The sequence below is a fragment of the Romboutsia weinsteinii genome (assembly GCF_002250835.2).
In the GTDB taxonomy this organism is placed as follows: Bacteria; Bacillota; Clostridia; order Peptostreptococcales; family Peptostreptococcaceae; genus Romboutsia_A; species Romboutsia_A weinsteinii.
Genome location: NZ_NOJY02000085.1, coordinates 1 through 8,053, shown reverse-complemented (window position 1 = coordinate 8,053; position 8,053 = coordinate 1). Strand labels below are relative to the sequence as shown.

The window sequence follows — 8,053 nt, the reverse complement described above, 5'->3', positions numbered from 1 at the left end:
TAATAATATAGATGCTAAGGTTTTTGTTGGTGGAGCTGTACTTACAGAGGAATACGCAAAAAACATAGGGGCTGATTATTATTCAAAAGATGCAAAATCGGCAGTAGAGATAGCTAAAATGAATTTTTAATATAGATATTTTATAAAATTTAAGTGAAAATAGGGGGCTTTGCTCCTATTTTTTTGTAAATTTATGTATAATGCTTATTTAAGCGCAAAAAATGTAGAAAAAAGTCATAAAAATATGATAAAATAGGAAGGTGATTTTTAGGGAGGGTAGCTAACAATGATAGAAAATAAACAGTCTTATGCATTAGTTTTTGGAGTATCAGTTTTTGACATTTGTGGATTCACAGATAGACATTATAGATGTAACGATTCTAATCCTGGAAAAGTAAAAACTTCTTTTGGAGGAGTTTGTAGAAATATAGCTGAAAGTATGGCAAGAGTAGGAGTTAATACAAAGTTTATATCAATCTTAGGAGATGATGAAACAGGCACTAGAATGTTAGAGCATTCAAATGTTATGAACTATGATATGAGTAACTCTCTAATAATAAAGGGTGGTAATACGCCTACGTACATGGCAGTTCTAAATGAGCAAGGTGAGATGGTATCTGCAGTAGTAGATATGAAAATAATAGATGAGTTTACAACTGAGTTTATTGATTCTAAATCAGAAATAATAAAGGGCTCAGAATATATGATATTAGATGCTGATAGACCAGATTTAGTAGAATATATAATAAAAACATTTAATGGACATACTAAATTTATATTAGATCCAGTTTCTGCTTCAAAAGCGGAACACGTGAAACATTTAATAAATAACTTCCATACAATAAAGCCTAATAGATATGAAGCTGAAATAATGTGTGGATTTGAGATAAAAAATGAAGATGATTTAAGAAGAGCGGGTAAACATTTTATAGATTTAGGTATAGAAAATGTATTTATAACATTAGATGAAGATGGTATTTACTATAATAATGGTAAATTAGAAGGAAAAATAAAAGCTAATAATGTAAAAGTTGTAAATGTAACTGGAGCAGGAGACTCTTTTGTAGCAGGTATAGCTCATGGTTACACAAATCAAGTTAATTTAGTAGATACAGTTAAATTTGCAATAGCAATGTCAACAATAACTATCTCAACTGAAGAGACAATACATCCAGAGATGTGTTATAATTTAGTGGAGGAATATGTAGAAAACATAGACTGGACAGAGATAGAATACAAATAAGATAGAAGTTAGTCTAATATTTAGATTAATTAATATAAAATATTTATCGTCAACAACAAAAAGAGAGACCATAAGTTATAACTTATGGTCTCTTTTTTTGTATGTTATCTCTAGATCTTATACAAGCTTTGTACACAGACATTACATCAAAAGATATGATGTATTTTTGTAAAATAAAGTATTGAAGAATACTAAATCAATTAATTACAATAAAAATCTAAAAAAATATATTAATAAATTATTTTAAAGCTTAATTATATTGACATATAAGGGATAATTTGTTATTTTAAATAAGATGAAGTTTAGTTATATTTAACTTAATATTTAGGAAAACAAAACATAGATAAAAGAAGTACTAAATGTTTAGAATAACTAAACTTTTAAATAAAAAATATAAAAATAAATTCGGAGGCAAAATTAATGAGAAAGGTTTTAGTAGGAGCTTTATTATCAGCACTTATACTAGTTTTAACTGGATGTAGTGCTCCTAAAGAAGATGTTGAAAAGGTATTTGCATATGGAAGTTTAAGGAGTGACATGTTCAACTATGATGTTTACTTAGACGGAAAAGTTGAAGAGATTAAAAAGGCTACAATCAAAGGCGATTTATTCCACTTAGACAATAAAGGGTATCCAGCTATAGTTCCAGGAGATGGAGAAGTAGTAGGGGAATTAATGACATTTAAAGATTTCGAATCTACATTAAAAGATTTAGATGAACTAGAAGCTTATGTAGAAGGTGAAGAAACTGAAAATGAATACAATAGAAAAGTTATAGATGTGACACTTGAAGATGGTAGTATAGAAAAAGCTTATTACTATGAGTACAATCCATCAGCAGATTACAATAAAGATGATAAATTAATAGCAGTTGATAATGGTGATTGGAAATCATATATGGAAAATATAGAAGTTGAGAGAGTATTCGTATATGGAAGTTTAAGAAGTGATATGTTCAACTATAAAACTTACTTAGATGGTAAGGTTGAAGAGAGTATAAAAGGAACAATAGGTGGAGATTTATTCCACATAGAAAATAAAGGATACCCAGCAGTGGTTTCAGGAGATGGAGAAGTTGTTGGAGAATTAATGACATTTAAAGATTTTGAATCTGTATTAAAAGAACTTGATGAATTAGAAGCTTATGAAGAAGGTAAAGAAAGTGAGAATGAATACAATAGAAAGATTGTAAATGTAAAGATTGCAGAAGGTACGGTTATAAAAGCATATTATTATGAGTATAACCCATTAGCAGATTACAACAAAGATGATAAGCTAGCACCAATTAAAAATGGTGATTGGAAACAATATATGGAAGAGAATAAGTAATATTAAATATAAATTTAGGGGTTGTTGCAAGATGATTAATTTTAATCATCTTGCAACAACCCTTGTTTTTTATATGTTAAAATGCCCAGTTTCCATTTTTGAAAACTTGAACTTCTTTGTTATCATAAGTTACTCCAGTAATATCCATATCTTTAGAACCTATCATAAAGTCAACATGAGTTAAGCTATCATTTACTCCATAATTATCTAATTCATCATCTTTTATACTATCTCCATTTTTTATACAAGTTCTGTAAGCAGATCCTATAGCAAAATGGCAAGATGCATTTTCGTCAAATAAAGTATTGAAGAATACAATATTGGTGTCTGATATTGGCGATTTAAAAGGAACTAAAGCAACCTCTCCTAAATAGTGAGACCCTTCATCAGTATCTATTAATTTTCCTAAAGTCTCGCTACCTTTTTCAGCAGAGAAGTCTACTATTTTACCATCTTTGAAAGTTAAAGCAAAATTATCTATTACATTACCTCCATAAACAAGAGGCTTAGTGCTATGTACAACACCATTTACTTTAAATTTATGAGGCATAGAGAATACTTCTTCTGTTGGTATATTAGCATTAAACTCTATACCATTAGGATCTTGAGATGAGCCACTCAACCATATATGACCTTCAGGTAAATCCATAGTTAAATCAGTTTTCCCTGATTTGAACCTTAAAGTCTTAAAGTTATTTTCGTTTAAGAAATCCATTCTTAATTTTAAATCAGCATTATGTTTTTTCCAAGCATCTACAGGGTCTTGGCTATCGACTCTAGTGCATTTAAATATAGCGTCCCATAATTTATCGACAGCCTCAGTATTAGAAACATCAGGGAATACCTTAGTAGCCCAAGATTCTGTTGGTATAGAAACTATACTCCACTTGCACTTATCAGATAACGTATAAGATCTCCATTCTTTAAGTGCCATACCAGAAGCTTTTTGGAAGTTTGCAACTCTTTGAGGGTCTACATCTTTTAATAAATCTGGATTTTGAGCATAAACAGTTAAAAATGCTCCACCTTCTTTTGCTATATCAACATATTGATCAGAAATCCATCGAGGGAACTCATTAAAAGTTTCTTCAGGTGCATTTAAGTATTTAACTAAAGTACATTCTTCATCAGACCATTCTACATGAACATTTTTAGCACCTAAATCATAGGCATGTTTTAAAACATTTCTTACAAAAGGAGCACATTCTATAGGTGATCTTACAAGTAAAGTTTGACCAGGTTGTATGTTAACTCCAACCTTAACAGCTAGCTCAGCGTATTTTTCTAAATTCCTATTAAAATCCATAAATTTATCCTCCTAATTTATTAATTATTGATATTGTTCGCTCGTGTAACATCCATATTACTTCTGTCATTGGTGATATGAGCGAATTAAACTTTATATCTATAAATAATCATATTCTATATATAATTATAGCACTAAATATAGTGTGCAACAGAATTATCATAATAATACAAAAACAAGTAAGTAATTATAAAAAAATATAATAATAAACTATTTAAAATTTGGTTAAATATGAATTATTTTTTATATTAAAAACTATAGAAAAATACTCAAAAAAACTTATAATATATAGTAGAATATATAAATTTTATGGAGAAATTGCGCGAATATAGTAAAAATAATAAGGGATATATTATACAGAGGCGGGTTTGAAATAAGAAATTTTGGTTAGGAGGAAGTAGATGGAGTTATACGATGCTATTTTTTATAGAAAATCTACAAGAAGCTACTCTAATAGAAAGATAAAAGAAGCCTTAATAGATAATGTTAGGGGACTTTGTAATAATGTGAATTATTTAAATAATAACCTTAATATAAAGGTACACCCTATAGAGAGAGGTCACTTAATTCATTTTTTAATGGGAAAAGAATGTAAGGTAAAAGCACCTCACTATATAGTCATAACATCTAACAAGGGTGAGGACTATCTGCAAAATGTCGGATATATTGGAGAAGAAATAATTTTGAAGCTTACATCTTTAGGTATAGCAACTTGTTGGCTAGAGTGTGATCTAAAAAGAGATGATATTTTAGAATTTATAGACTTAGATGAAATTGATGAAGAAGATGAGGACAGAGAGAGTAAGTTGGAACATCCATGTGCAATAATAGCCTTTGGATATCCTGAAAAGACTAAAGAATTATTTAGATCAAAAAAATCCAGTGTAGATAGAGAAAAAGTCAAAGATTTTTCTAAGAGAGTAGATAGAAAATGGTCAAGTATTTTGGAAGTAGTGAGATATGCTCCTTCTATAAGAAATGAACAACCTTGGATGTTCTATAATGATAAAAGAGGATTTCATTTGTATGAAAAGAAACCTAAAAAACATATTGAAGATAGCAGCAAGATTAGTATGGGAATAGCTCTTAAACATTTTGATATAGCGTGTAAGAATAGTAATATAGAAGTAGAGTATAAGAAGGTAGAAGCAAAGAAAAGACTGGGTAAAAAATATTTTATGACTGTAGATGTTAAAGTTGAGGAATAAATAAAAGAAAACTTGACATTAAATGGAATAAGTGTGATAATTGTATACAAGATAAAGATAAACGCAAATAAGACTTTAAATTATCCCAGAGAGGATATGAAGTTATTATTAAAAAACTACAATAAAATATACCTTAAAAATAGTCCAGAGAGGCTGAAAAGGTTGTATATAAAATTACGTAAATTTGAATTTATAACCTCTAGCCTTTTGCTAGAGGTTTTTTTATAAATATAAACTAATTAAAAAATAAAATAAAGTCTTTTAAACTGGTCCAGAGAGGCTGGGAAAGATATCTCATAGCTACGAAAAGTTATGTATAGATAAAATACTCCCACCTATTTAGGTGGGAGTATTTTTTAGCATAAGTTAGGTATAAGGCTTTATTAAATTAAAGGAGAGTAGACATGATAAACGGAAAAGAAAAATTAATAGTTGCAATTGATACAAATGAATTTGATAAAGCGAAAGAATTAATAGACAAGTTAGAAGATAGTGTAGATATATTTAAAGTAGGTCTAGAGCAATACGTAGCTACAAGAGGAAAGACAGTAGATTACTTAAATGAAAAAGGGAAGAAAATATTCTTAGATCTTAAGTTTCATGATATCCCAAATACAATGCAAAGTGCAGTAAGAGCAGCGGTAAGAGACAAAGTATGGTTAATGACAATACATGTATCAGACCTAGAGGGGATGAGACAATGTGCAGTAGCAGCAAAGGAAGAAGCAGAAAGGTTAAATATCCAAAAGCCTATAATAGTAGGGGTTACGGTATTAACTTCATTAAGTAATCAAGATTTACAAGATATAGGATGTAATATGACTACAGAAGAATTAGCTATAAAAAGAGCTAAATTAGCTAAGGAATCAGGAATAGATGGAATCGTTTGTTCAGCTCAAGAGGTTGATAAGATAGTAGAAGCTTGCGGTACTGAGTTTGTAACAGTATGCCCAGGAATAAGACCAGCTACAGCAGCAGTAGGAGATCAAAAAAGAGTTGTTACTCCAGCTGATGCAATAAACAAAGGTGCTCACTACTTAGTTGTTGGAAGACCTATAACTAAAGCTACAAATCCAAAAGAATCAGCTCTTAATATAGTAAGAGAAATAGAAAATGCTTAGGAGGTAGGATAATATGAAGGGGAAATTAATATTACAAGACGGAACAATATTTGAGGGAACTGCCTTTGGATATTTAAAAGATAGCATAGGAGAAGTAGTATTCAATACTTCAATGATAGGATATGGAGAAATATTAACAGATCCATCTTACTACGGTCAAATAGTAACAATGACTTATCCACTTATAGGGAACTATGGTATAAATCTAGAAGACGTGGAATCACATGGAGTTCATGTAAAAGGGTTTATAGTAAGAGAAAAGAGTGATACTCCAAACAACTTTAGATGTGAAATGGATTTAGATACATACTTAAAGCAAAATAAAGTAATAGGTCTTGAAGGTATAGACACAAGAGCCTTAACTAAGATATTAAGAAATAATGGAACTATGAAGGGTATAATAACTTTAGAAAATGCATCATTAGAAGATGTAGAAACTAAATTAGAAGCTTTCTCAAATACAGAAGCAGTAAGAACTGTGACAAGAAAAGAAATAGAGCATATAAAAGGAAATGGAAAAAAAGTTGCTGTAATGGATTTTGGTGTTAAGCAAAATATATTAAGATCATTTGCAGAAAGAGGATGCGATGTTACAGTATTCCCAGCGACAACTAAGCCCGAAGATATATTAGCAATAAATCCTGACTTGATATTCTTATCTAACGGACCTGGAGATCCAGAGGACTTAGAAGATGTAATAGAAAACATCAAAGAATTAGTAGGTAAAAAACCAATAGGTGGAATTTGCTTAGGACATCAACTTCTAGCTTTAACTTTAGGTGGACAAACAGGTAAGCTTAAGTTTGGACATAGAGGTGGAAACCATCCAGTTAAAGATTTAGAAGAAAACAAAGTGTTTATAACATCTCAAAACCATGGGTACTATGTATCTGAGATGCCAGAAAATATGATTGTTACTCATATAAACTTAAATGATAATACTGTAGAAGGAATGAGACATAAAGAACTTCCAATATACAGTGTTCAATATCATCCAGAGGCTTGTCCAGGGCCAAAAGACAACGACTATATATTCGATAAATTCTTAGAATTAGTATAAGTAGAAGTTATAAATATTTAGATAAGGGGAAAAAAATTATGCCTAAAATAGATAGTATAAAAAAGACATTAGTGTTAGGTTCAGGACCAATAATAATAGGTCAAGCAGCAGAGTTTGACTACTCTGGTACACAAGCTTGCCAAGCCTTAAAAGAAGAAGGCGTTGAAGTTGTATTAATAAACAGTAACCCAGCTACAATAATGACAGACAAAGAAGTAGCGGATAAAATATATATAGAACCATTAACAATAGAATTTATAGAGAAAATAATAGAAAAAGAAAGACCAGATAGTTTATTAGCAGGAATGGGTGGTCAAACAGGACTTAACCTTGCTGTTGAGTTACATGATGCTGGTATATTAGAAAAGTATAATGTAGAAGTAATAGGTACTTCTATAGAATCTATCAAAAAAGGTGAAGATAGAGATACATTTAGAGAAGTAATGAGAGAAATAAATCAACCAGTTATAGTTAGTGATATAGTAACTAGCTTAGAAGGTGGACTTGAATTCTCTGAAAAAATAGGATATCCAGTAGTTGTTAGACCTGCATACACATTAGGTGGAACTGGAGGAGGTATAGCTGAAACTGAGGAAGAATTAATAGAAATACTTACTCAAGGTTTACAGTTAAGTCCAGTTGGTCAAGTTTTACTTGAAAAGAGTATAAAAGGCTGGAAAGAAATAGAATATGAAGTAATGAGAGATGGTAATGGAAACTGTATAACTGTATGTAATATGGAAAATATAGATCCAGTAGGAGTTCATACAGGAGATAGTATAGTTG

7 protein-coding genes are annotated in these 8,053 nt (G+C 30.2%); 6 read left to right on the top strand and 1 reads right to left on the bottom strand.

What is annotated here, in order from left to right:
- Window positions 1-286: 286 nt before the first annotated feature.
- Window positions 287-1,243: a carbohydrate kinase family protein gene (locus tag CHL78_RS18840; RefSeq protein ID WP_199534127.1), complete on the top strand. Its 957-nt coding sequence runs from the start codon at window positions 287-289 to the stop codon at window positions 1,241-1,243.
- 420 nt (window positions 1,244-1,663) lie between these two features.
- Window positions 1,664-2,572: a gamma-glutamylcyclotransferase family protein gene (locus tag CHL78_RS18835; RefSeq protein ID WP_094367958.1), complete on the top strand. Its 909-nt coding sequence runs from the start codon at window positions 1,664-1,666 to the stop codon at window positions 2,570-2,572.
- Between the two features lie 76 nt (window positions 2,573-2,648).
- On the opposite strand, the gene CHL78_RS18830 is transcribed toward CHL78_RS18835, so the two are convergent.
- Window positions 2,649-3,878 carry an aminopeptidase gene (locus CHL78_RS18830; RefSeq protein ID WP_094367959.1) on the bottom strand — a complete coding sequence of 410 codons (1,230 nt, stop codon included), beginning with the start codon at window positions 3,876-3,878 and terminating at the stop codon, window positions 2,649-2,651.
- A gap of 401 nt (window positions 3,879-4,279) precedes the next feature.
- Between CHL78_RS18830 and CHL78_RS18825 the strand changes: the two genes are divergently transcribed.
- From CHL78_RS18825 to CHL78_RS18810, 4 genes are all read left to right on the top strand, one after another.
- Window positions 4,280-5,086 (top strand): nitroreductase family protein, encoded by an 807-nt coding sequence (locus CHL78_RS18825; RefSeq protein WP_094367960.1) that lies wholly within the window; start codon window positions 4,280-4,282, stop codon window positions 5,084-5,086.
- A 404-nt stretch (window positions 5,087-5,490) separates the two neighbouring features.
- On the top strand, window positions 5,491-6,207 hold the full coding sequence (gene pyrF, locus CHL78_RS18820) for an orotidine-5'-phosphate decarboxylase (protein WP_094367961.1): 717 nt from the start codon (window positions 5,491-5,493) through the stop codon (window positions 6,205-6,207).
- A gap of 13 nt (window positions 6,208-6,220) precedes the next feature.
- Entirely contained in the window at window positions 6,221-7,267 is a 1,047-nt protein-coding gene (locus CHL78_RS18815; protein WP_116041697.1) for a carbamoyl phosphate synthase small subunit, read from the top strand.
- Between the two features lie 38 nt (window positions 7,268-7,305).
- On the top strand, window positions 7,306-8,053 hold a 748-nt coding region (locus CHL78_RS18810), incomplete at its 3' end, for a carbamoyl phosphate synthase preATP-grasp domain-containing protein (RefSeq protein WP_456300085.1).

What these genes read in the sequence shown, in the direction of transcription:
- CHL78_RS18840 (WP_199534127.1), top strand. Translation starts at nt 287, where the DNA reads ATGATAGAAAATAAACAGTCTTATGCATTAGTTTTTGGAGTATCAGTT.
- CHL78_RS18835 (WP_094367958.1), top strand. Translation starts at nt 1,664, where the DNA reads ATGAGAAAGGTTTTAGTAGGAGCTTTATTATCAGCACTTATACTAGTT.
- CHL78_RS18830 (WP_094367959.1), bottom strand. Translation starts at nt 3,878, where the DNA reads ATGGATTTTAATAGGAATTTAGAAAAATACGCTGAGCTAGCTGTTAAG.
- CHL78_RS18825 (WP_094367960.1), top strand. Translation starts at nt 4,280, where the DNA reads ATGGAGTTATACGATGCTATTTTTTATAGAAAATCTACAAGAAGCTAC.
- pyrF (WP_094367961.1), top strand. Translation starts at nt 5,491, where the DNA reads ATGATAAACGGAAAAGAAAAATTAATAGTTGCAATTGATACAAATGAA.
- CHL78_RS18815 (WP_116041697.1), top strand. Translation starts at nt 6,221, where the DNA reads ATGAAGGGGAAATTAATATTACAAGACGGAACAATATTTGAGGGAACT.